We start from the raw sequence: 22,125 nt of genomic DNA, 5'->3' as shown, positions 1-22,125 counted from the left end.
AGCGGGGTGGCCAAACCCAGGTACAGATGGCCCGATCGGTACCGTCCGGTTCGCCTGACCTAGGCTGATTGGCGTGCTGCACGTCGATCCGATCTTCCCGGCCGTACCGGCCGCGCCGCAGCTCACGGCGGGCCTGACCGGCCCGGGTGGGGCCGCGACGCTGGCCGCCGAGGCCACCCCGCCACCCTTCTCGGTGACCACGGTGTTCACCGAGGCCAAGTTGGACAACTGGCTGGCCGTGGTCCTGGTGCTGGCCGCCGGCCTCTACCTCTACGGGGTGCACCGCCTGCGGATACGCGGCGACCGGTGGCCGATCGCGCGTACGGTCTTCTTCCTCGGGCCCGGCCTCGGCGGCATCGCCTCGGTCGCCCTCAGCGGGCTGCACGCCTACGACACCACCCTGCTGTCGGTGCACATGGTCCAGCACATGGTGCTGTCCATGATCTCGCCGATCTTCCTGGCCCTGGGTGCCCCGGTGACCCTGGCCCTGCGGACCCTGCCGCCGGTGCCCCGCAAGCGGCTGCTGGCGGTGGTGCACAGCCGGATCGCGCGGATCTACACCTTCCCGCTGGTGGCCTTCGCCATCTTCGTGGTCAACCCGTTCGCGCTCTACTTCACCGACCTGTACCGCTACACCCTGGAACACGTCTGGGCGCACGAGCTGGTCCACGCGCACTTCATCATGACCGGCTGCGTGTTCTTCTGGCCGCTGCTCGGCCTGGACCCGCTGCCGGGCCGCTGGCCGTACCCGGCCCGGGCCCTGCTGATGCTGCTGTCGGTGCCGTTCCACACCGTGCTCGGCCTGACCATCATGCAGAGCTCGACCCTCTTCGGCGGCGACTGGTACCCCTCCCTGGGGCTGAGCTGGGCCGATCCCTGGGAGGACCAGGTGCTCGCCGGGGGCATCCTGTGGGCCGGTGGCGAGTTCGTCAGTGTGACGATGCTCGCCGTACTGGTCGTGCAGTGGATGCGGCACGCCGAACGGGAGGCCCGGCGGGTCGACCGCGACCTGGACCGTCAGGAGGCCCGCGAACGCGCCGCCGAGGCCGCCGGCTGACCTGTCACCTCAGCGGGGGGCGTGCGGTGCAGGGCACCCCGACCGGTACGATCGGCCACGCAGCTACGAGGTGAAAGCCGTCTCGAAGCCATCAGCGGGCGGGTCACCCGGCTCGCCGCGGTCCTCGGTGGCGAGCGGCAGGAAGCGAAGCGGAGTGTCGGCATGAGCGATCGTCTGTGCACCGTCCTGCTCTACAGCGACGACCCACAGGTACGGGACCGGATGCGGCTCGCCGTCGGCACCCGCCCCGCGGCCGATCTGCGCATCGAGTTCGTCGAGGCGTCCACCTACGCCGAGTGCGTCCGGCTGGTCGACGACTACGAGATCGACCTGATGCTGCTCGACGGTGAGGCCTCCCCCGGTGGTGGCATCGGCATCGCCCGGCAGATCAAGGACGACTTCGAGAAGGCCCCCCCGACCTGCGTGGTGATCGCCCGCGCCGCGGATCGCTGGCTCGCCGCGTACGCCGAGGTAGACGCCACCCTGGTGCACCCCCTCGACCCGGTGACCGCGGCCGCCACGGTCACCGAGCTGCTGCGGACCCACACCCCCGCCTGAGGCATCACACCGGCACCGCCACGGCGCCGGAGGAGCCGGCGCCGGTCCCCCACCCGCACTCGTCTGCTCGGGAGGCCCGCTATGGGCGAACGGACCTGGCCGCACCTGCTCACCGCGCTGCTGCGCGGGGAGGAACTCTCCGCCGCCGACACATCCTGGGCGATGGGCGAGATCATGTCCGGCTCGGCGGCCCCCGCCCAGATCGCCGGGTTCGCGGTGGCCCTGCGGGCCAAGGGCGAGACACCGGCCGAGGTGGGTGGGCTGGTGGAGGCGATGCTGAGCCGCGCCGTCCCGGTCGAACTGCCCGAGCAGGTACGCGTCGGCGCCCTGGACGTGGTCGGCACCGGCGGGGACTTAGCTCACACGGTGAACATCTCCACGATGACCGCCCTGGTGGTCGCCGGTGCCGGGGTTTCGGTGGTCAAGCACGGCAACCGGGCGGCCTCCTCCTCCTGCGGCACCGCCGACCTGCTGGAGTTCCTCGGCGTACCGCTGGATCTCGGCCCCGAGCAGGTGGCCCGGTGTGTGGCCGAGGTGGGCATCGGCTTCTGCTTCGCCGCCCGGTTCCACCCCGGGATGCGCCACGCCGGCCCGGTACGCCGGGAACTGGGGGTGCCGACCGCCTTCAACTTCCTCGGCCCGCTGACCAATCCGGCACGTCCCCGGGCCGGTGCGGTCGGTTGCTTCGACGCCACGATGGCTCCGGTGATGGCCGCCGTGTTCGCCGCCCGGGGCGACTCCGTGCTGGTGATGCGCGGTGAGGACGGCCTGGACGAGTTCAGCACGGCCGCGCCCACCCGGTTCTGGGTAGCCCAGGGCGGCACCGTCCGGCAGGCCGTGGTCGACGCGACCGACCTGGGGGTACCCCGGGCCACCCTGGCCGACCTGCGTGGCGGTGACGCCGCGTACAACGCTGAGGTGGCCCGTCGCCTGCTGGCCGGTGAGCCCGGCCCGGTACGCGACGCCGTCCTGGTCAACGCCGCCGCGGCGCTGGCCACCCAGGGACCGCTGGACGGTGACCTGGCCACCGCGCTGCGCCCCGGCCTGGAACGGGCCGCCGAGTCGATCGACTCCGGCGCCGCCGCCCGCACCCTGGACCGCTGGATCGAGGTCGCCCGCACCGCCTGACCCCGGCGCTTCCCGCTCAGGCTGCGGGTGATCCGCAGCGGGCTGCGGGGGGGTGCACTGGCTGGCCTGGTCACGGTGGTGGGCTGCGGCAGAAGTGTCAGGGCCGCGTGGGAAGCTACAGGCGAGTAATTCCCACGATCGTCGGCGGTGGTCGCCGCGACGGCCGGCCCGAGCGTCCCGCCGGGCGGCAGGCACAGTCGCGGCCCAGCCGAACGGAGGAGTCATCATGGCCGAGCGCGAGCTGCACTGCGACACCTGCGGGGACCGCCAACTCTTCGAGGCCCCTCCCTGCCTCGACGGCCACGGCTCGGCCTGCCCCGAACTGGCCTGCACCCGCTGCGGCACCGCCCTCCTCCTAGCCGCCCTCCCCCCGATCACCCGCACCCTCCTCCCCCACACCACCCCCCGCCAAGCCGCCTAACCCACCCCACCCCCGACGCAGGCACTCACCCCCACGCGCTCACCCACCCCGCCCTCCGCCACACCCCGCGCTCCGCCCGCCTCCGCGCCTCCGCTGCCGCTCCGATCTTGCACTTTCTGTCTCCGCAAAAGCCTCATATGCGGGCATAAAGGCGACTGAAAGTGCAAGATCGACGGCGCGAGGGCGTGCCTGCCCGCCGACACGCGGGGCGGAAGAGGCGGGGCAAGGACGCGGGGCCGGGCCGGGGTGGGGTGGGATGGGGCGGGACAGGGCGGGGACGCCGGACACGGGCGGGGCGCCGGGGAAAGGTGTGGATGTGCGAAGGCCCGCCTCCCTGGGGGGAGGCGGGCCTTCGTGGTGTCGGAGAGAGGGTGGGTCAGTGTTCGGCGGTGCGGCGGGTGCCGGTGTAGTACTCGAACAGCAGGCCGCAGGCGGCGAAGATGACCGCTACCGCGCCGAGGCCGAGCAGCCACATCTGCCAGAACACCAGGCCCAGGCCGGCGATCGTGGCGGCCAGCGCCAGGGCGAAGGGCCAGTAGCTGCCGGGGCTGAAGAAGCCGATCTCGCCCGCACCGTCGGCGATCTCAGCGTCCGGCCGGTCCTCCGGGCGCAGGTCGATGCGGCGGGAGACGAACCAGAAGAAGCCACCGCACATCGAGCAGAGCAGGAACGACAGCAGCAGAGCCACCGTGCCGATCCACTCCACGCGGCCACCCGAGTCGGCCCAGGTCCAGCCGCCGTACAGGAAGCATGCGAAGAGCAGGAACGCGGCAATGGTCAAGAAGATGCGCCACTCGGTCTTCATGGCCGCCGCCTCAGCTTCCCGCGCCCAGCGGCGCGCTGCCCTGGTTGAAGTTGTCCTGGGTACGCCGCGTCTCGAACGGCTTGGTGGTGATCGCGTACGGCTCCTCGCCGATCGCGGTCAACGCCTCCTGGGTGGTGGCACCGTCCTGCTTGGCCGCGAGGAAGCGGTCGAAGTTCTCCGGCGAGACGACCCGCAGCTCGAAGTTCATGAAGGCGTGGTAGCTACCGCACAGCTCGGCGCACCGGCCCACGTAGGCACCCTCGGACTCCAGCGAGGAGACCTCGAAGACGTTGCGGATGCTGCCCGGGAAGACGTCCCGCTTGAACAGCATCTCCGGCACCCAGAACGAGTGGATGACGTCCTTGCTGGTCTCCTCGAACCGGATGGACCGGTTGCTCGGCAGCACCAGGATCGGGATGACCTCACTGGTGCCCAGCACCGAGGCGGTGGTGTTGGCGTCCACACCCTGGCCGTCGCGGTAGTTGAACTGCCAGTTCCACTTGAAGGCGACCACCTCGACGGTGACGTCGGGGTTGCGGCTGGTCTTCACCACGTCGGTCTGCACGACCGCGGTGTAGTAGAACAGCACCGCGACGATCAGCACCGGGGCGATGGTGTAGAGGAACTCCATCGGCAGGTTGTAGCGGGTCTGCACCGGCAGCTCGTTACCGCGCTTGCGGTACCGCACCACGCACCAGAAGATCAGGCCCCAGACGAAGACGCCGACCGCCAGCGCCGCGATGCACGAGGCGATCCACAGGTCGTACATCTGCCGGGCCTCCGGGGTGATGCCACCCTGCGGCCAGCCGAAGCCCCCGAACGCCGCTCCGACATCACAGCCCGTGAGCAGGACCAGCAGCGCCGCCCCACCGAATCCGAGCCCGGCGAGACGCCCGGCACGACGCCCCCGCCGCGCACCGGCTGGCGGAGATGCGCTGCGCCGTACGGCCGTCGGCCGTACCTCCGAACTCCTTGCGACCACCTGGTCCTGCCTCCCTAGCGCGCCGCGGTGTCTTTTTCGATCTGGCCGGCTCCGCCGAGCGGAGCCGCCACACCAGCGGCAAAGGCGTCACCGACGGTCGCAGATTACTCGACCATGACGGGCTCGACCCGGTTGGGGTCACTGTCCGCCCCCGGATGGGGGATCTTGTCGCGGCCGGGGGCGATAGCGTAGGTAGATGTGATTCCATCCCCGGTCTACCTGGACGCGGCCACCGCCGCGCCGCTGCACCCGGTCGCCCGGCAGGCGCTACTTGCCGCCCTCGATGACGGGTGGGCCGACCCCGACCGCCTGTACACCTCCGCCCGGCGGGCCCGTCAGTTGCTCGACGCCGCCCGCGAGGCCGCCGCGCAGACCCTGGGGGTACGCCCCGACGAGCTCTCCTTCACCAGCAGCGGTACGACCGCGGCCCACTCCGCCGTGCTCGGGGGCCTGTTGGGGCGACGACGGGCCGGTGAGGTGCTGGTCCACTCCGCGATCGAGCACTCCGCCGTGCTGCACGCCGCGCAGCGCCACACGGCGGGCGGAGGGGTCGCCGTCGAGGTGCCGGTGGACCGGCTGGGCCGACTGGATCTGGAGACCTGGTCCAGGGCGGTAACCGGCCCCGGGGTGGCGCTGGCCGCCCTGATCGCGGCCAGTCACGAGGTGGGCACCATCCAGCCGGTCGAGGCGGCGTCGGCGGCCTGCGGCGAGGCGGGGGTGCCGCTCTACATCGACGCCGCTCAGCTGGTGGGGCGGCTGCCGATACCGCAGGGCTGGTCGGTGTTGACCGCCAGCGCCCGCAAGTGGGGTGGCCCGCCCGGCGTCGGGCTGCTGGTGGTCCGCAAGGGCACCCGGTGGGAGTCGCCCTGGCCGGCCGACGAGCGGGAGTCGGGGCGTACCCCCGGCACGCTGAACCTGCCGGCGGTGGTCGCGGCGGCGGCCAGCCTGCGCGCGGCGGCGGCCGACGCGGCGGCCCAGGCGGCCCGGCTGGCGCCCCTGGTGGACCGGATCCGGGCCCGGGTGGCCGCCGAGGTGCCGGACGTGGAGGTGGTCGGTGATCCCGAGCACCGGCTGCCGCACCTGGTGACCTTCTCCTGCCTGTACGTCGACGGTGAGGCGCTGCTGCACGCCTTGGACCGCCGCGGCTTCGCGGTCTCGTCCGGCTCCTCCTGCACCTCCTCGACCCTGCGACCCTCGCATGTCCTGGAGGCGATGGGGGTGCTCTCGCACGGCAACGTCCGGGTCTCGCTGCACTCCGGCAGCACCGAGGCGGAGGTGGAACGGTTCCTCGCCGAACTGCCCGGCATCGTCGCCGACCTGCGGGCCGAGGCCGGGGTGGTCGGGCTGTGACCGCCGAACCCGACGAGGTCCTCGACTGTCTCGGTCAGCGCTGCCCGTTGCCGGTGATCGCGCTGGCCCGCCGGCTGCCGCAGCTTCCGGTCGGCGCGGTGCTGCGGGTGCTGGCCGACGACCCGGCGGCGGCGGTGGACATTCCGGCCTGGTGCCGGATGCGCGACCAGGAGTTCCTCGGCACCACCGGCTCCGCCCACCACGTCCGCCGCCGACAGTAAAAGGAAGGGCACCTTATTAACGCCTCGCGCATAGGCGGGGCCCCCTGTTAACAACGTGATGCCCGCTGATCCGGCATGCGGTCGTCGCCACAGGGCGCGTTGTCAGCGGTTGGCGCCGCGGGCGGAGCCGATCACCAGGAAGGTGTTGTCGGGCCACAGGTGGGAATCGGCGACACCCGGTGTCGGTGCAGTCCCCGACCTCGTTCCATCCGTCGAGCTGACCGGCGACTCCGGACCGGACCTGATCCCAGGTGGTGGCGGGCGGCATGGCGTAGGTCTGCACCAGCGGGACGCCGCGATCGTTGTGCAGATCGTTGAAGACCAACGCACCCCGGACGCGCGCCGGCAACCGTCAGGGCAGCAGGTGCGGACGGACCTCGTCGGCCGCCTCGTCGCCGTACGACTCGGCCAGGCGCTTGACGAACAGGTCCCGCCGTACCTGGTACTCCTGGGTGCCGACGGTCTCCAGCACCAGGGCGGCTAGCAGCGAACCGACCTGGGCGGCGCGCTCCAGCCCCACCCCCCAGGACAGTGCGGTGAAGAAGCCGGCGCGGAAGCCGTCCCCGACCCCGGTGGGGTCGACCGCCTGGGCCTCCCGGGCGATCGGCACGTGGATCGGGTCGATCTCCCTCCCCGCGATCTCCACCCCGTGCTTGCCCAGGGTGGTGACCCGGATCCGGACCCGGTCCAGCAGTTGGTCGTCGCTCAGCCCGGCCTTGCTCTGCAGCAGGGACTTCTCGTAGTCGTTGGTCATCAGGTACTCGGCGCCGTCGATCAGCCCCACCACATCCTCGCCGTCCATCCGGGCGAGTTGCTGTGAGGGGTCGGCGACGAACGGGTAGCCGCGCTCCCGGCACTCCTCGGAGTGACGCAGCATCGCCGCCGGGTCGTTGGCGCCGACCAGCACCAGGTCGAGACCGCCCAGGCGCTCGGCGACCGGCCGCAGCTCGATGTTGCGCGCCTCACTCATCGCGCCGGCGTAGAAGGAGGCGATCTGACACATGTCGGTGTCGGTGGTGCAGACGAAACGGGCCGTGTGGGCCACCTCGCTGACGTGCACGGAGTCACAGTCCACCCCGTGCCGCTCCAGCCAGGAGCGGTAGTCGGCGAAGTCGGCGCCGACGGCACCCAGCAGCACCGGCCGCATACCCAGCTGCCCCATGCCGAACGCGATGTTGGCCGCCACCCCGCCCCGGCGCAGCACCAGGTCGTCCACCAGGAAGGAGAGCGACACCTTGTGCAGCTGGTCGGCGATGAGCTGATCGGCGAACCGACCCGGGAAGCTCATCAGGTGATCGGTGGCAATCGAGCCGGTCACGGCGATCTTCATGGCAGCCCTCAGGGTCGGCGGCAGAGCCCGGACAGCCTATCGCCCTCCGGCCCCCGACCGACCACTCCGTCGGACCCGGACTCCGGCCCTGGTCAAGATCCTCGGGAGCCTCGCCATCGGCCCTGCGCCGGGACCAGGAACGACTGAGGGGGACGGCCCGATGGACCGTCCCCCTCAGTCGTGAAATCGACTCAGCTGAAGGAGTCACCGCAGGCGCAGGAGTTGCCCGCGTTGGGGTTGTCGATGGTGAAGCCCTGGGCGTCGATCCGGTCGGCGAAGTCGATCGTGGCGCCGGCCAGGTAGGGAGCGCTCATCCGGTCGACGACGACCTCTACACCGTCGTAGTCGGTGACGACGTCACCGTCGAGGGAGCGCTCGTCGAAGAAGAGTTGGTATCGCAGGCCGGAGCAGCCGCCCGGCTGCACGGCGACCCGGAGCCGCAGGTCGTCGCGGCCCTCCTGCTCGATCAGGGCCTTGACCTTCTGCGCCGCGACGTCGGTGAGGACGACGGACGTGGGGGCCTGGGCCTCGGTCGACTCGGTCTGCGCTGGCGTGGTCACGTGGAATTCTCCCTGCGCGCGTTAGGTGTGGTCTTCCCCTGGCCAACATCAGTCGCCGGTCAGCGATTCCCACAGTGGTCCAGTTTCCGATTGTAGGCCGCTCGCGGTCCGCCCACCCGGTGGCGTGACCAGCCGCAGCGGTGCCGAACCCGTCAGCGGCTCCATTGGCGGGCCAACCGGGCACCCAGGGCCCGCAGCCCCTCCCCCGGGCGGTCCAGCGCCGCGGCCAGGCCGCCGCGCTCCTCGCCGCCGAAGTGTTCCACCAGGCTGTACGCCTCGGTCACCCCGACCGAGGCCGCCTCCCGGCGCCCGGTGCTCACCTGACCGGCGAGCACGACACACGGTACGCCCCGGTCCCGGGCGGCACCGGCGACACCGGCGACCACCTTGCCGCGCAGCGACTGGTGGTCGAACTTGCCTTCCCCGGTGATGACCAGATCCACCTCGTCGAGGGCGACATTCAGGTCGACGGCCCGACTGACCAGCCCGATCCCGGACTCGCACCGGCCCCCGAGGGCCAGCAGGGCGGCCCCGATACCCCCGGCCGCTCCCCCGCCGGGCAGCGCACCCAATCCGCTGGGGCAGCCGGGCAGGTGCTGCTGGAGCACCTCGGCCCAGCGTTGCAGCGCGGCGTCGAGCAGCAGCACGTCGGCCCGGTCTGCGCCCTTCTGCGGCCCGAAGACGTTGCTGGCCCCGTGCAGGCCGAGCAGCGGGTTGTCGACATCGGTGGCGGCGATCAGGCGTACCTCGCGCAGTCGGGGGGTGCCGTCGAGGGCGGCCACCGCCGCCAGCGCGGCACCCCCGTACGGCAGGGCGGCCCCGGTGTCGTCCAGGGCCACCGCCCCCAGCGCGGCGAGCATCCCCGCGCCCCCGTCGTTGGTTCCCGAGCCGCCCAGCCCGACCACGACCGTGCGGGCCCCGGCCTCGACCGCGGCGGTGATCAGCAGCCCCAGCCCGTACGAGGTGGTCGTCTTCGGGTCGCGTTCGGTCGGGTCCAGCAGGTGCAGCCCGCACGCCTGGGCGCTCTCCAGCCAGGCGGTCGCGCCCTCGTCGGTGAGCAGGATCTCACCGGCGGTCGGACGGCCCAGGGGGTCGAGGGTGTCCACCGGGACCCGCCGCCCGGGCAGCGCCTCGGCGAGCACGTCGAGGAAGCCGGGGCCGCCGTCGGCCAGCGGCCTGACCAGCAGGTCGTCGTCGGGGGCCACCTGCCGCCAACCGTCGGCCACGGCGGCGGCCACCTGGGGTGCGGGCAGGGTGCCGGCGAACTTGTCCGGGCAGAGCAGTACGCGCATGTCTGGCAGTGTGGCAGCCCACAGCGGCGCGGGCTGCGCGCGTGTCCCGCTGTGGGACCATGGGTGGCGTGACGTCGACCTGGGTTGAGCCCTCGAACACCGCCACCGCGTTGCTGCTGCTGGGCCGCGGCGCCGACCCCGCCACCGAGCGTGGCGTGGAGTGTCCGGGTGATCTTCCGGCACCTAGTGACCCCGACCTGGTGGAGCGGGCCCGGGCGGCCAAGGCAGCCCTGGGCGACAAGGTCTTCGTGCTGGGCCACCACTACCAGCGCGACGAGGTGATCCAGTTCGCCGATGTGACCGGCGACTCGTTCAAGCTGGCCCGCGAGGCCGCCGCCCGGCCGGACGCGGAGTACATCGTCTTCTGCGGTGTGCACTTCATGGCCGAGAGCGCCGACATCCTCACCTCGGACACCCAGCGGGTCGTCCTGCCGGATCTGGCGGCCGGCTGCTCGATGGCGGACATGGCGGCGCTGCCCCAGGTCGAGAGCGCCTGGGAGGTGCTGACCGACCTGGGTATCGCGGCCCAGACCGTGCCGGTGACCTACATGAACTCCTCGGCCGACATCAAGGGCTTCGTCGGCCGCAACGGCGGGGTGGTCTGCACCTCGTCGAACGCCAAGCGGGCCCTGGAGTGGGCCTACCAGCAGGGTGAGAAGGTCCTCTTCCTGCCCGACCAGCACCTGGGCCGCAACACCGCCGTACTGGAGATGGGCTTCACCCTGGACGACTGTGTGCTCTACGACCCGCACAAGCCGGGCGGCGGGCTCACCCCCGAGCAGCTCCGCGACGCCCGCATGATCCTGTGGCGAGGGCACTGCTCGGTGCACGGGCGGTTCACCCTGGAGAGCGTCAACGACGTCCGGGAACGGGTCCCCGGGGTCAACGTGCTGGTGCACCCGGAGTGCCGGCACGAGGTGGTCAACGCCGCCGATCTGGTCGGTTCGACCGAGTACATCATCCGGACCGTCGAGGCCGCGCCGGCCGGTTCCGCGTGGGCGATCGGCACCGAACTGAATCTGGTACGCCGGCTCGCCCTGGCCCACCCGGACAAGCAGATCATGTTCCTGGACCGGGCGGTCTGCTACTGCTCGACGATGAACCGCATCGATCTTCCGCACCTGGTCTGGGCGCTGGAGGAGCTGGTCGCCGGCCGGGTGGTCAACCAGATCACGGTCGACCCCGACACCGCACACCACGCCCGTACAGCCCTGGATCAGATGCTCGCCCTGCCCGGCGCCTGACCCGGAACCACCATCACCCTCAGTAACAACCCTGGTACGCCAAAGTGCCGGATCGCCGATAAATACCCTCGTATGTGGTGTGACGGGATCCATTCTCATCACGGAGGGCTATGCTGCCGGGCGACGAGAAACGTGCCGCGTGAGTTTGAGCGCGACCGTTGCCCGGGTAGCGACCCGTGGTGTTCCCACATCGAAACGACAGCACGCACGCGCTGGAGGTTGCGTTGACCGACGACGTCCTGGTCGTACACGGAGGCACCCCCCTGCAGGGGCGGATCCGCGTGCGCGGCGCGAAGAACCTGGTCTCCAAGGCGATGGTCGCCGCCCTGCTCGGCGACAGCCCCAGCCGGCTGTTCGACGTGCCGAAGATCCGTGATGTGGAGGTGGTCCGGGGCCTGCTCGGGCTGCACGGCGTCAAGGTCAGCGACGGGGTCGAGGACGGCGAGCTGGTCTTCGATCCGGCGAACGTGGAAAGCGCCAGCACCGACCAGATCAATGTGCACGCCGGGTCCAGCCGGATCCCGATCCTGTTCTGCGGGCCGCTGCTGCACCGCCTCGGCCACGCCTTCATTCCGGACCTGGGCGGCTGCCACATCGGGCCGCGACCGATCGACTTCCACCTTCAGGCGCTGCGCGAGTTCGGCGCGACGGTCGAGAAGACCCCGGAAGGGCTGCACCTGTCCGCGCCGAACGGCCTGCACGGCACCAAGTTCGCCCTGCCGTACCCGAGTGTGGGCGCCACCGAGCAGGTGCTGCTCACCGCGGTGATGGCCGAGGGGGTCACCGAGCTGCGCAACGCCGCCGTGGAGCCGGAGATCATCGACCTGATCTGCGTGCTGCAGAAGATGGGCGCGATCATCAAGGTGCACACCGACCGGGTGATCGAGATCCAGGGCGTACCGAAGCTGCACGGTTACACCCACCGGCCGATCCCGGACCGGATCGAGGCGGCGAGCTGGGCGGCGGCGGCGCTGGCCACCCGTGGTCACGTGGAGGTGCTCGGCGCCGAGCAGGCCGACATGATGACCTTCCTGAACGTGTTCCGCTCGATCGGCGGCGAGTACGAGGTCACCGACACCCGCCCGCCGCGCCCGGGGCAGCCGGGCCAGGAGGGCGGCATCCGCTTCTGGCACCCCGGCGGCGAACTCCAGGCCACCGCGCTGGAGACGGACGTGCACCCGGGGTTCATGACCGACTGGCAGCAGCCGCTGGTGGTGGCGCTGACCCAGGCCCGGGGCCTGTCGATCGTGCACGAGACGGTCTACGAGCAACGGCTGGGCTACACCGAGGCGCTCAACTCGATGGGCGCCAACATCCAGGTCTACCGGGACTGCCTGGGCGGCACCCCGTGCCGCTTCGGCCGGCGCAACTTCAAGCACTCCGCGGTGATCGCCGGGCCGAGCAAGCTGCACGCGGCCGACCTGGTCATCCCGGACCTGCGGGCCGGCTTCAGCCACCTGATCGCGGCGTTGGCCGCCGAGGGCACCTCCCGGGTGTACGGCGTCGACCTGATCAACCGGGGCTACGAGGACTTCGAGGCCAAGCTGGCCGACCTCGGCGCCCACGTCGAGCGGCCGTAATCCCTGCCACACCACGCCCGTGGCCGTCGCACCCGCGATGTGCGGCGACCACGGCGCGTTGGCTACCCTTGCCGCGTGCCGTCGCTGTTTCGTCGTAAGTCCGCCGACCTCGTCGACCCCGCCTCCGAGCCGCTGACCCCGGCCGAGGAAGAGGAGTCCGAGGCCGGTCGTCCGCGCAACTACACCCCCAGCAAGGGGCGTGAGACGCCGAAGCGCCCCAGCAGTGGCCGTCGCCCACCGGGTACGACCAAGCCGCTGAGCAAGGAGGAGGCCAAGGCCCTGCGGCGGCAGCGGCGGGCCGAGGCGTCAGCGGAGTTCCGGCGTGAGGGTGGCCCCCGTGACCGGGGCCCGGAGCGGCTGCTGGCCCGCAACGTGGTCGACTCCCGGCGTACCGTCGGCACCTGGTTCTTCGGTGGCGCGCTGATCGTGCTGATCGGGTCCAACCAGGCGATGCCCCCGGGCATCCGGTTGGCCGCCAACCTGCTGTGGGGTGCTCTGGCCCTCGGTGTAGTGATCGACTCGGTCTTCATCTCGCGCAAGATCAAGAAGCTGGTCCGGACCCGCTACCCGCAGTCCACCCAGCGGATGGGGTCGCTGTACCTCTACGCGATCATGCGGGCGATCACCTTCCGCAAGCTGCGTACCCCGGAGCCCCGGGTCTCCATCGGCGACCCGGTCTAGAATCACCGACCGGTCTAGAATCACCGACCGGTCTGGAACCACCGGCCCGGGCTGCGCCTCAGGGCACCCCGAGCAGGCGCAGCAGGGCGGTGGTGGCCGCCGCGGCGATCACCACGAGCACGAACGGCGCCCGCCGCCAGGCCAGCAGCACGCCCACCAGCACCCCGGTCGGCCGGGCCCAGCCGGAGAAGGCACCGGACTCGGTCAGGGTCGCGGTCGCGGCCAGGGCCGCCAGCAGGGTCGCCGCGGCGACCGGCAGCAGTTGCCGGGCCCAGGTGGGCAGGTCCAGCCGGTCCCGCAGCAGCACCCCGGCGACCCGGAAGGTGTACGTCCCGACGGCCAGCGCCACGATCACCGCGATCAGCACGACGACTCCTTCCGACCGGCCGGCACCGGCTCGGGCGAGACCGGGGACTCCTCGACGACCTCCGGAGTGGCCGTAGGCCGCCGAAGTCGGTGCGCGGCCAGCAGCGCCGGGCCGGCCAGCGCCAGCAGGACCGGCAGCCCGGCCGGCAGCACCGGCGTGGTCAGTACCGCCAGGGCCGCCCCGCCCACGGCCGCCCGTCGGGTGTCCCGGTCCCGCAGGGCGGGCAGCAGCAGGGCGATCAGCCCTGCCGGGAAGGCGGCGTCCAGTCCGAGGGCGGCGGGGTCTCCGGCCGCCCCACCGGCCAGGGCGCCGAGCACCGTACCGGCGTTCCAGGCCACGAAGAGCAGGATGCCGGCCAGCCAGAACGCCTTGCGCCGCAGTTCACCGGCCGGGCGGGCGAGGGTGAAGGCGGTCGCCTCGTCGGTCATCAGGTGACTGCCGAGCAGCCGTTGCCACAGTCGGCGGCCCAGGGTGTCGCCGAGGGCCAGCCCGAAGGGCAGGTGTCGGGCGTTGAGCAGCAACCCGGCCAGTACGGCGGCCACCGGGTTGCCGGCAGCCGCCAGCCCGACCGCCATGAACTGCGCACCACCGGCGTAGACCAGCACGGACATGGCGATGACCGCCCAGACCGGCAGTCCCGCGGCCACGGCCACCGCCCCGAACGAGGCGCCGACGGCGACCATCGCCGCCCCGATGGCCGCGATGTCGCGGAGCATCCCGGCCCCCGCTGTTCGCTCTGGCGTACGCATAGTCCATCATGATGAACACGCCCCTCATGTTCGTCAAATAGAACAACTTGACCGACGGAGCGAACAATGTCCGCGGATCCTTCGCCCCCGCTGGCCACCATCGCCGCTGCTCTCCGCCAGGAACGGCAGCGGGTCGGCATCTCGTTGACCGAACTGGCCCGCCGGGCCGGGATCGCCAAGTCGACCCTGTCGCAACTCGAGGCCGGGCTGGGCAACCCGAGCGTGGAGACCCTGTGGGCCCTGGGTGTGGCGCTCGACATACCCTTCAGCCGCCTGGTCGAGCCACCGGCGAACGCCGTACGGGTGATCCGGGCCGGTGACGGCCCCCGGGTCCACTCCGAGCACGCGGACTTCACCGCCACCCTGCTGACCGCCGGTGCGGCCCACGCCCGCCGGGACGTCTACCTCCTCGAACTGGAGCCGGGGCGGGTCCGCAGCGCCGAGCCACACACCCCACGCACGGTGGAACACCTGGTGGTGGGGGCCGGCCGACTGCTCTGCGGCCCGGAGCACGAGCAGGTGGAACTCGGCCCGGGCGACTACGCCACCTTTCCCGGGGACACCCCGCACCGCTATGAGGCTCTCGAACCGGGCACCTTCGTCGTACTGATCATGGAACATCCCTGAGCCTGGGCCCGCCTGGCTCATCCTGTTAGGTCCGATCTGACCGAAGGCACCCACATGCCCGGATCCACTGGATAACGTTTGGGGCCGGCGCGAGCGCCACAGTGGCGTTGACCAAGCTCGCGCCGCTACCCTCCATCCGCAGCCATTCGGTGCCGGGACGAGCAAGTTTGGCCGACTCCGGGCAGGTGCCCAGCGACCATTTCCGACGAGGTGACATTCGCCGTGAGCGAGCGGACGCGAGCCGACCATCGGGGCGCGGCCGTGAGTGAGCGGACGCCGACCCGCCGGCGTCGCGTGGCCGCCGCCGAGCAGCCGGGCCCGGCCGTGGCCGAGTGTCACCCGACCCGCCGACCAGGTCCTGGCCGGTACGACAGGTTCGGCGGATGAGTCGCGGCTACGACCGGTGGGGTGATCCCCCCGAGCCGTCCTGGATGGTCGAGCCGACGACCGAATGGCAGCCACAGTTCCCGGGCCAGCGCTACCCGGGCGACGACGGCGCGGACCATCACCAGCCACGGCCCAGGGGCCGGGCGAGCGCGATCGGGCGGGCCGAGGTGCCACCCCTGGCACCGACCAGACCGGACGGTACCTATGTGGGTCGGTCCTGGGAGGACGAGCCCGAGGGCTGGCCGGGTCGGCAGGAGGCCGCCGGTCACCGCCGTCCCGACGGGGGCAACAGCCCACCCGCGTACGACCGTTTCCCGCACCCGGGGCGACCGGAGGAGCGACGGTCGGCACCGGCCGAGCCGGTACGCGGCCGCGACGGGGTCACCTGGTCCGACATGGGTCCGCAGGCGACCGGTGGCACCGGAGCGCCGACCCACCGCACTCCCGACCGGTACGCCCAGCCCGAGGGATACCCCTCGCGCCACGACCGCCGGGATCGGGGCGGCTTCACCTCGCACGAGCGACGCGGCCCCGACCGGTACTCCCGAGGTGAACCCGAACCCGACCGGCGCCAGGCCGACCGGCGAGAGCCGGACCGGTATCCGCAGCACGAACCACAGTGGCGCGACCAGGACCCCGACCGGTACCCCCGACGGCCGGCTCGGCCCGAGCCGCCGGATCGGGATCAGTACCGGCGTGGCGCGCCCGTGTCGCCGGCCGGACCGCCGGAGCGCGGCTGGGTGCCCGAGCCGGGTCAGGAAGGCCAGCGTCCCGCCGCGTACCGGCCGGCCGAGGAGGTCGACCGCCGGTCAGGCGACCCCGCACGACGCCCCCGCTACCAGTGGAGCAGCCATCCCGGCCACCCCGGCCACGAGGACGAGCCCCGCGTGGAGGGTTACCGGGAGCAGTTCGGTGTCGGTGACCCGGAGGCCGCCCCCTACCCGGACGGCTACCTCGACGACGAGCCGGTCCGAGGGCCGCGCGACGAGTGGACCCGCGCACCGGAGCGGTCCCGCACCGAGCCGATTTCCCGGGACCCGCAGCGGCACCCTGAACCGCCACGCCGGGACCTGCCCTGGCCGGAGCCCGGCCCGATGCGCCCCGGCACCGGTCGAGGCCACCGGGAGTACCAGCGCCCGGTGGCCCCGGGCCCCGGCGACCAACCCGGACGCGACGACCGGCGCATCCCCGAGCGGCCCGGACCGGACCGGTTCATGGACCGCCCGGCCGCGCAGCGACCGGACGCCGACCACCCCGTCTCCCCCGCCGCCGACCACCCGTCCCGCCGGCACCTGTCCGTGGTGCCGGAACAGCCCGTCTCCCCCGCCCCCGAGCGGACCGCCCGCCCGGTCTCCCCGGCCCCCGAGCACCCCGTCTCCCCCGCCGCCGGGCGGGCCCGTCCGGTCTCCCCCGCCCCGGGCCAGGACCGGCCCGACAGCTTCCGCCCGCACCCCGACCGGCCCTCGGCCCCGGCACCCGACTGGCCGGGCACCCCCGGCCCGAGTTCGCAGCGCCCCGGCTTCCCGCGCCCCGACCAGCACCAGCCATCCCGGCCGAGCCAGGAGCGGCCCGTCGCCTCCGGGTCCGACCGGGCCGCGCCGGGGGAGACCGTACGGCCCGCACCGCTGCACCAGCACGAGGTACGCCCGGCGCCGCTGCATGACCACCAGGTCCGGCCCGCACCCCTGCACGACCAGCCGATGGCGGCCACCCCGCCCCCGGTCCCCACCCCGACGGTCGCCTCAGCACCCCCGGCCACCCCACCACCCACTTACCGACCGGTCTCCGCGCCATCCACCCAGCGGCCGGTCTCCGCGCCGCCTAGCCACTGGCCGCTGGGTGGCTCGCGATTCGAACACCTCGACGCGCCCGTGGCTGCCCCGACCGACGACCCTCCTGGGTCCACCCCGGTCTCCGGGCCGCCGGTCACCCCGCCGCCCGGCCGGTATGTCCCGCCAGCGGCGGAGACGGCCGCCTCCGCAGGGGTCAACTCGCCGCCGGAGGGTTTTCAGGCATGGTTCGGCTCGCCCGCGCCCAGCCCTGCCGTCGCCCCGGAGAGCACGGACCTACCAGGCCGCCCGACACAGCCTGTTCCGCCGGTGTCCGGGCCACCGGCCACCACGCCGGTGTCCGCGCCACCCGCCACCACGCCGGTCTCCGCACCACCGGCCACCCGGCCGGTGTCCGCACCACCTGCCTCCCCACCGGTGTCCGCGCCGCCAGCGCCATCACTGTCCGCACCACCGGCCACTCCGCCGGTGTCGGCGTCGCCCGCGACCACGCCGGTCTCCGCACCGCCCGCCTCGGCTTCCGCGCCCCTGATCCCACCGCTACCCGCATCGGCACCGCCTTCCGCACCGTCGGTTGCGGCCACCTCCACGTCGGCGGCGGGTCTGCCGACGGCGGTAACACCGGCGACCATCCCGCCCGCGACTCCCGATCCCACTCTGCCCGCGACCCTGGATTCCACTCCGCCTGCCACCCGGGAGCAGCCGTCACCCCCCATGGCACCGGTCTCCGGACCGCCGGCCACCGCCACACCGCAATCCGTCACACCGGCCGCGACCGCACCGGTCTCCGCACCACCCGCAGCGCCCGCAGCGCCGATCCCGTCAGCACCGGCCACCGAGGCAGCATCAGCGATCGACGCACCTCCCGCCGAGGTGATACCGCCAGCCGACGACGTGCCAGCGACCGAGGACGCACCACCGGCCGAGGACGCACCACCGGCTGAGGACGCACCACCGGCTGAGGACGCACCACCGGCTGAGGACGCACCATCGGCCGAGGATGTACCAGCTGCCGACATCGCCTCGGCGGCCGAAGCAGCACCAGCCGACGTCGTACCGCCGGACGACGACGCCCTGGTGGCCGAGGCATCAGCGGCCGACGATGCGACCGAGTCGACGGTTGACGAGGAGCCGGAGCCGCCGGCTGACCCGGAGCAGGTGCTGGCCGGGTACCGCTGGCAGTTGGACCCGGAGCAGCTGCGCGAGGTCGTGGAGGACCCGCAGGAGCTGCGGACGGTACGGGACCGGTTGACCGACAAGCTCGCCTCGGCCCTGGACAACCGCTCCCGCGCCCGGCTGCTGAGTTTGCGGGCAGTGGCCTCCCGGGTGCTCGGTGACCTCGACGATGCGCTGGACGACGGTCGGCTGGCCCTGACCTACGCCGAGGCGACCGGGGAGTTGCGTCGGGTGGCGCTGGCCCAGGCCCGGTTGGCGCACGTGCTGCGCTGGCGGGGCGAGTTCGCCGAGGCCGACCGGCTGTTCGCGGAGGCTAACTCGGTAGAGCTGCCGGACCGGTTGCGGGCCGCCCTGCACGAACACGCCGCGCGGTGCTGCTACGACCAGGGCCGGTTGATGGAGGCCTGTCACCACTTCGAGCGGGCTCTCGACCTGCGCGGGGAGGGGGACGCCGAACTGCTCGCCCGGGTCCGGATCGGACTGGACGCGGTGGCGACCCGAGCCGCCCTACGGGGCTTCGGGCCGTACCCCCGTAGTGCCGACGAGGTGTTGGACCGGGAGCGCGGTCCGGTGCCGGCCCGCGACGGCGATCAGGGTCTGTGGGGGTACGCGGACGGCGCCGGTGACCTGGTCGTGCCGGCCCGGTACGCCGAGGCCCAGCCCTTCTCCGAGGGCCTGGCCTGGGTGCGTGGACCGGAGTCGGAGCACTGGTCGTTGATCGACCTGACCGGGGAGGTGGTGGTCGAGCCGACCTACCTGGCTGCCCGGCCGTTCTCCGACGGCCTGGCCTGGGTGGTACGGGACAACAGCGGTTGGCTGGCCGTGGACACCACCGGCGAGGTGGTCGTACCCCCTGGTTTCGCGGACGTGCGGCCCTTCCGCAAGGGGGTGGCGGCCGTCCGCCGCGAGGGCTGGGGGGCGGTCGACCTGACCGGCCAGATCGTGGTGCCGACCCGGTACCACGGTTTCCACACCCTGCTCGCGGACGGCCGGTACGTCGACGGCTTCACCGATGAGGGCCTGGCCGTGGTCGACCTGGCCGGGCGCAAGGGTGTGGTGGACCGGACCGGCCAGGTGATCGTCACCCCCGCCCACCCGGCGCTGCTCATCCACCCGGTCGCCTTCCTGGCCACCAACGGGATCGGCCGGTGGGGTGCCCTGGACCGGCGGGGCGGGCCGCTGATCGACCCGGTTTTCGGCAACCCGAACGATGTCATCGCCGAGATCGAGGCGCTGCTCACCGACACGACTCCCCTGCTCTGACCCGGGGAGGCGTTCGCCACCCGGCGAGCCCTGGCGAGGTGGTCGACCCGGCGGACCTGGGTCGGGGCGCATTAGGCTCAGGGAATGGAATTCCGACACCTGGGCCGTTCCGGCCTGATGGTCAGTGAGATCTCGTACGGCAACTGGATCACCCATGGCTCACAGGTCGAGGAGGACGCCGCCTTCGCCTGCGTCCGAGCCGCCCTGGACGCCGGCATCACCACCTTCGACACCGCGGACGTCTACGCCGGCACCCGGGCCGAGGACGTGCTCGGTCGGGCCCTGGAGGGCCAACGGCGTGAAGGTCTGGAGATCTTCACCAAGGTGTACTGGCCGACCGGTCCGGGCCGCAACGACCGGGGCCTGTCCCGCAAGCACATCATGGAGTCGATCAACGGTTCGCTGCGGCGGTTGCGCACCGACTATGTGGACCTCTACCAGGCCCACCGGTACGACTACCACACCCCGCTGGAGGAGACGATGGAGGCTTTCGCCGACGTCGTGCACTCCGGCAAGGCCCACTACATCGGGGTCTCCGAGTGGAAGGCCTCGCAGATCCGCGAGGCCCACGCACTGGCCCGTGAACTGCGCATCCCGCTGGTCTCCAACCAGCCGCAGTACTCGATGCTCTGGCGGGTCATCGAGAGCGAGGTCGTCCCCACCAGTGCGGAGCTGGGGGTCGGGCAGATCGTCTGGTCGCCGATGGCCCAGGGGGCGCTCTCCGGCAAGTACCTGCCCGGTCAGCCGCCGCCCGCCGGCTCCCGGGCCACGGACGAGAAGTCCGGGGCGAACTTCATCGCCAGGTGGCTGACCGACGACGTGCTGACCCGGGTGCAGCAGCTGCGCCCGCTGGCCGACCAGGCCGGGCTGAGCATGGCCCAGCTGGCCATCGCCTGGGTGTTGCAGAACCCGAACGTCTCCTCGGCGATCGTCGGCGCGACCCGCCCGGAGCAGGTGCACGACAACGTCAAGGCGGCCGGGGTCAAGCTCGACGCCGACCTGCTCAAGGCGATCGACGAGATCGTCGACCCCATCACCGAACGCGACCCGGCCCGTACCGAGTCGCCGGCCGAGCGGCCCTGACCGATGCCGGGCCGGTCGACCTGTCCGGTCGACCGGCCCGGTCGGGTCAACTCCAGAAGCGGACCAGGTCCAGGCCGGTGGCGTAGAGCCACGGTGGCAGGCCGAGGAAGTCGGCGATCGCGAAGACCGCGGAGAAGAACCAGCCGCCGATCTGCGGGTTCCACAGCAGGGCGAAGAGCAGGATGAAGCCGTACGGGGCGAACAGGTCGTACATCCGCCGCCACTGCGGGTTCAGCCAGGGCTGGATCATGTTGCCGCCGTCCAGACCGGGCACCGGCAGCAGGTTGAGCACGCTGGCGGTGAGCTGAAGGAAGCCGAGCAGGGCCACGGCCGCCCAGAACTCCACCGGACCACCCCCGGGCGCACCGATCCGCAGCACCGCCACCAGCACCAGGGCGAACACCACATTGGTGGCCGGGCCGGCGAGGCTGACCAGGGTGTGGCGCAGCCGCCCCGCGATGACGTGCCGATCCACCCAGACCGCACCCCCCGGCAGGCCGATGCCGCCGAGCAGTACCACCACCACCGGCAGGGCGATCGACAGCAGGGGGTGGCTGTATTTCAGCGGGTTCAGGGTCAGGTAGCCGCGATGGGCCACCCCCCGGTCGCCGAACCGGTACGCCACCACCGCGTGCGCGTACTCGTGCAGGCAGAGCGAGACCACCCAGCCGGTGACCACGAACCCGAAGACGGCGAGCCGGACGTTGCCGATGCCGTGCCAGGCCGACACCCCGCAGGCGATCAGCAGCGCGACCAGAGCCAGGAAGATCGGGGACGGCCGGAAGGCGGCCCGCGGCACCCCCAGGACCAGCGGTTCGCCGTCCCGGGCCGCCATCACTGCGCCGTGGGCAGCAGGCTCATCCGGTACTCCACCCGGTCGTCCTCGAGAAGGGTGACCGAGGTGACCCCGGAGGCCGCGAGTTCGCGCCAGGTCTGACCGATCCAGGACTCGGCGTCCGCCTGGCTGCTGAACGACTCGGCGGGCCCCTCGACCGTCTCGCCGTTCGCGCCCTCGTACCGCCAGCTCCACGCCATTTGCGCGTCTCCCCTCACCGCTATGTCCCGGACGGACCTTGCCAGCGTAGTCGGCCGTGGATGCCTCGGCCCTTCGACCGGTGGGCGGCAGGCGGCCCCGGACCCGGACCCGGGGATGCCGGTCCCCGACGATTCGCCTGCTCACCGCCGGGTAAGTCGCTGAGCATCCGAACCTGGACAGGAGGGGTGATGACGAGGCCGATCCCGGAGATGGACACGGCGGAGCTACGCGACATCGCGGTACGTGGCGGCATCGAGGGCGCCCGGGACATGGACCGGGAGGAACTGATCGACGCCCTGGTCGCGCGGCCCGGTGAGGGCGCCTGGCAGGAGGACACCAAACCCGCCGACGTCAACCCGAACGACTACTACTACCGGCCCCCGGACGGGCGGTGAGGGGCCCGGGGCCGCGCGGTGCACCTGCGACGACCGAGGCGGT

22 protein-coding genes are annotated in these 22,125 nt (G+C 72.3%); 13 read left to right on the top strand and 9 right to left on the bottom strand.

Going from position 1 to position 22,125, the window contains the following annotated elements:
• Positions 1-73 precede the first annotated feature (73 nt).
• The 4 genes from OIE53_RS01620 to OIE53_RS01605 all read left to right on the top strand — a co-directional run bounded on the left by OIE53_RS01620 (position 74) and on the right by OIE53_RS01605 (position 3,164).
• Positions 74-1,057, top strand: coding sequence for a cytochrome c oxidase assembly protein (locus OIE53_RS01620; RefSeq protein WP_393338421.1), 984 nt, complete (start codon positions 74-76; stop codon positions 1,055-1,057).
• Positions 1,058-1,219: 162 nt separating this feature from the next.
• The gene (locus OIE53_RS01615) at positions 1,220-1,615 is read left to right on the top strand and encodes a hypothetical protein (RefSeq protein ID WP_327024766.1); all 396 of its coding nucleotides are present in this window, start codon (positions 1,220-1,222) and stop codon (positions 1,613-1,615) included.
• An 81-nt stretch (positions 1,616-1,696) separates the two neighbouring features.
• Positions 1,697-2,743 (top strand): anthranilate phosphoribosyltransferase, encoded by a 1,047-nt coding sequence (trpD, locus tag OIE53_RS01610; protein ID WP_327024765.1) that lies wholly within the window; start codon positions 1,697-1,699, stop codon positions 2,741-2,743.
• A gap of 226 nt (positions 2,744-2,969) precedes the next feature.
• Complete coding sequence (locus OIE53_RS01605; protein ID WP_327024764.1) at positions 2,970-3,164, top strand: hypothetical protein; 195 nt, start codon at positions 2,970-2,972, stop codon at positions 3,162-3,164.
• Positions 3,165-3,540: 376 nt separating this feature from the next.
• Here OIE53_RS01605 and OIE53_RS01600 read toward each other — a convergent pair whose 3' ends face one another.
• Positions 3,541-3,969: a cytochrome c oxidase subunit 4 gene (locus tag OIE53_RS01600; protein WP_327024763.1), complete on the bottom strand. Its 429-nt coding sequence runs from the start codon at positions 3,967-3,969 to the stop codon at positions 3,541-3,543.
• Positions 3,970-3,979: 10 nt separating this feature from the next.
• Positions 3,980-4,951 (bottom strand): aa3-type cytochrome oxidase subunit II, encoded by a 972-nt coding sequence (gene ctaC, locus OIE53_RS01595; RefSeq protein WP_327024762.1) that lies wholly within the window; start codon positions 4,949-4,951, stop codon positions 3,980-3,982.
• A gap of 198 nt (positions 4,952-5,149) precedes the next feature.
• On the opposite strand from ctaC, the gene OIE53_RS01590 reads away from it, so the two are divergent.
• Both OIE53_RS01590 and OIE53_RS01585 read left to right on the top strand, forming a co-directional pair.
• The gene (locus OIE53_RS01590) at positions 5,150-6,301 is read left to right on the top strand and encodes a cysteine desulfurase family protein (RefSeq protein WP_327024761.1); all 1,152 of its coding nucleotides are present in this window, start codon (positions 5,150-5,152) and stop codon (positions 6,299-6,301) included.
• A complete protein-coding gene (locus OIE53_RS01585; protein WP_327024760.1) occupies positions 6,298-6,522 on the top strand; it encodes a sulfurtransferase TusA family protein in 225 nt (74 codons plus the stop codon). Before OIE53_RS01590 ends, OIE53_RS01585 begins: the two co-directional genes overlap by 4 nt.
• A gap of 352 nt (positions 6,523-6,874) precedes the next feature.
• Here the strand turns inward: OIE53_RS01585 and OIE53_RS01580 are convergent, their stop codons facing one another.
• From OIE53_RS01580 to OIE53_RS01570, 3 genes are all read right to left on the bottom strand, one after another.
• Positions 6,875-7,852 (bottom strand): carbohydrate kinase family protein, encoded by a 978-nt coding sequence (locus OIE53_RS01580; protein WP_327024759.1) that lies wholly within the window; start codon positions 7,850-7,852, stop codon positions 6,875-6,877.
• A 191-nt stretch (positions 7,853-8,043) separates the two neighbouring features.
• On the bottom strand, positions 8,044-8,412 hold the full coding sequence (gene erpA / locus OIE53_RS01575) for an iron-sulfur cluster insertion protein ErpA (protein ID WP_327024758.1): 369 nt from the start codon (positions 8,410-8,412) through the stop codon (positions 8,044-8,046).
• Between the two features lie 152 nt (positions 8,413-8,564).
• A complete protein-coding gene (locus OIE53_RS01570; RefSeq protein ID WP_327024757.1) occupies positions 8,565-9,704 on the bottom strand; it encodes a glycerate kinase family protein in 1,140 nt (379 codons plus the stop codon).
• Positions 9,705-9,772: 68 nt separating this feature from the next.
• Here OIE53_RS01570 and nadA point away from each other — a divergent pair, with 68 nt between their 5' ends.
• The 3 genes from nadA to OIE53_RS01555 all read left to right on the top strand — a co-directional run bounded on the left by nadA (position 9,773) and on the right by OIE53_RS01555 (position 13,209).
• The gene (nadA, locus tag OIE53_RS01565; protein WP_327024756.1) at positions 9,773-10,948 is read left to right on the top strand and encodes a quinolinate synthase NadA; all 1,176 of its coding nucleotides are present in this window, start codon (positions 9,773-9,775) and stop codon (positions 10,946-10,948) included.
• Between the two features lie 224 nt (positions 10,949-11,172).
• The gene (murA, locus tag OIE53_RS01560) at positions 11,173-12,528 is read left to right on the top strand and encodes a UDP-N-acetylglucosamine 1-carboxyvinyltransferase (protein WP_013735182.1); all 1,356 of its coding nucleotides are present in this window, start codon (positions 11,173-11,175) and stop codon (positions 12,526-12,528) included.
• 75 nt (positions 12,529-12,603) lie between these two features.
• Positions 12,604-13,209 (top strand): DUF3043 domain-containing protein, encoded by a 606-nt coding sequence (locus tag OIE53_RS01555; protein WP_327024755.1) that lies wholly within the window; start codon positions 12,604-12,606, stop codon positions 13,207-13,209.
• 58 nt (positions 13,210-13,267) lie between these two features.
• On the opposite strand, the gene OIE53_RS01550 is transcribed toward OIE53_RS01555, so the two are convergent.
• Both OIE53_RS01550 and OIE53_RS01545 read right to left on the bottom strand, forming a co-directional pair.
• On the bottom strand, positions 13,268-13,576 hold the full coding sequence (locus tag OIE53_RS01550) for an AzlD domain-containing protein (RefSeq protein WP_327024754.1): 309 nt from the start codon (positions 13,574-13,576) through the stop codon (positions 13,268-13,270).
• Positions 13,570-14,325 (bottom strand): AzlC family ABC transporter permease, encoded by a 756-nt coding sequence (locus OIE53_RS01545; protein ID WP_327024753.1) that lies wholly within the window; start codon positions 14,323-14,325, stop codon positions 13,570-13,572. Before OIE53_RS01545 ends, OIE53_RS01550 begins: the two co-directional genes overlap by 7 nt.
• A 66-nt stretch (positions 14,326-14,391) precedes the next feature.
• Here OIE53_RS01545 and OIE53_RS01540 point away from each other — a divergent pair, with 66 nt between their 5' ends.
• The 3 genes from OIE53_RS01540 to OIE53_RS01530 all read left to right on the top strand — a co-directional run bounded on the left by OIE53_RS01540 (position 14,392) and on the right by OIE53_RS01530 (position 20,651).
• Positions 14,392-14,952 (top strand): helix-turn-helix domain-containing protein, encoded by a 561-nt coding sequence (locus OIE53_RS01540; RefSeq protein ID WP_327024752.1) that lies wholly within the window; start codon positions 14,392-14,394, stop codon positions 14,950-14,952.
• Positions 14,953-15,335: 383 nt separating this feature from the next.
• Positions 15,336-19,568, top strand: coding sequence for a WG repeat-containing protein (locus OIE53_RS01535; RefSeq protein WP_327024751.1), 4,233 nt, complete (start codon positions 15,336-15,338; stop codon positions 19,566-19,568).
• Between the two features lie 84 nt (positions 19,569-19,652).
• The gene (locus OIE53_RS01530) at positions 19,653-20,651 is read left to right on the top strand and encodes an aldo/keto reductase family protein (protein ID WP_327024749.1); all 999 of its coding nucleotides are present in this window, start codon (positions 19,653-19,655) and stop codon (positions 20,649-20,651) included.
• Positions 20,652-20,697: 46 nt separating this feature from the next.
• Here the strand turns inward: OIE53_RS01530 and OIE53_RS01525 are convergent, their stop codons facing one another.
• Positions 20,698-21,486, bottom strand: coding sequence for a site-2 protease family protein (locus OIE53_RS01525; protein ID WP_327024748.1), 789 nt, complete (start codon positions 21,484-21,486; stop codon positions 20,698-20,700).
• On the bottom strand, positions 21,486-21,686 hold the full coding sequence (locus OIE53_RS01520; protein ID WP_327024747.1) for a hypothetical protein: 201 nt from the start codon (positions 21,684-21,686) through the stop codon (positions 21,486-21,488). The genes OIE53_RS01525 and OIE53_RS01520 overlap by 1 nt, the downstream gene beginning before the upstream one ends.
• 189 nt (positions 21,687-21,875) lie before the next feature.
• Between OIE53_RS01520 and OIE53_RS01515 the strand changes: the two genes are divergently transcribed.
• Complete coding sequence (locus OIE53_RS01515; protein WP_327024746.1) at positions 21,876-22,082, top strand: hypothetical protein; 207 nt, start codon at positions 21,876-21,878, stop codon at positions 22,080-22,082.
• Positions 22,083-22,125 lie beyond the last annotated feature (43 nt).

This window comes from Micromonospora sp. NBC_01739, from assembly GCF_035920385.1.
In the GTDB taxonomy this organism is placed as follows: domain Bacteria; phylum Actinomycetota; class Actinomycetes; order Mycobacteriales; family Micromonosporaceae; genus Micromonospora.
This window is presented reverse-complemented; position numbering and strand designations above follow the sequence as displayed.

Coding starts and splice junctions, on each gene's coding strand:
- OIE53_RS01545 (WP_327024753.1), bottom strand. CDS start 14,325: ATGCGTACGCCAGAGCGAACAGCGGGGGCCGGGATGCTCCGCGACATC.
- OIE53_RS01515 (WP_327024746.1), top strand. CDS start 21,876: ATGACGAGGCCGATCCCGGAGATGGACACGGCGGAGCTACGCGACATC.
- OIE53_RS01525 (WP_327024748.1), bottom strand. CDS start 21,486: ATGGCGGCCCGGGACGGCGAACCGCTGGTCCTGGGGGTGCCGCGGGCC.
- OIE53_RS01600 (WP_327024763.1), bottom strand. CDS start 3,969: ATGAAGACCGAGTGGCGCATCTTCTTGACCATTGCCGCGTTCCTGCTC.
- OIE53_RS01570 (WP_327024757.1), bottom strand. CDS start 9,704: ATGCGCGTACTGCTCTGCCCGGACAAGTTCGCCGGCACCCTGCCCGCA.
- OIE53_RS01605 (WP_327024764.1), top strand. CDS start 2,970: ATGGCCGAGCGCGAGCTGCACTGCGACACCTGCGGGGACCGCCAACTC.
- OIE53_RS01520 (WP_327024747.1), bottom strand. CDS start 21,686: ATGGCGTGGAGCTGGCGGTACGAGGGCGCGAACGGCGAGACGGTCGAG.
- OIE53_RS01535 (WP_327024751.1), top strand. CDS start 15,336: ATGAGTCGCGGCTACGACCGGTGGGGTGATCCCCCCGAGCCGTCCTGG.
- OIE53_RS01540 (WP_327024752.1), top strand. CDS start 14,392: ATGTCCGCGGATCCTTCGCCCCCGCTGGCCACCATCGCCGCTGCTCTC.
- OIE53_RS01530 (WP_327024749.1), top strand. CDS start 19,653: ATGGAATTCCGACACCTGGGCCGTTCCGGCCTGATGGTCAGTGAGATC.
- OIE53_RS01580 (WP_327024759.1), bottom strand. CDS start 7,852: ATGAAGATCGCCGTGACCGGCTCGATTGCCACCGATCACCTGATGAGC.
- OIE53_RS01615 (WP_327024766.1), top strand. CDS start 1,220: ATGAGCGATCGTCTGTGCACCGTCCTGCTCTACAGCGACGACCCACAG.
- trpD (WP_327024765.1), top strand. CDS start 1,697: ATGGGCGAACGGACCTGGCCGCACCTGCTCACCGCGCTGCTGCGCGGG.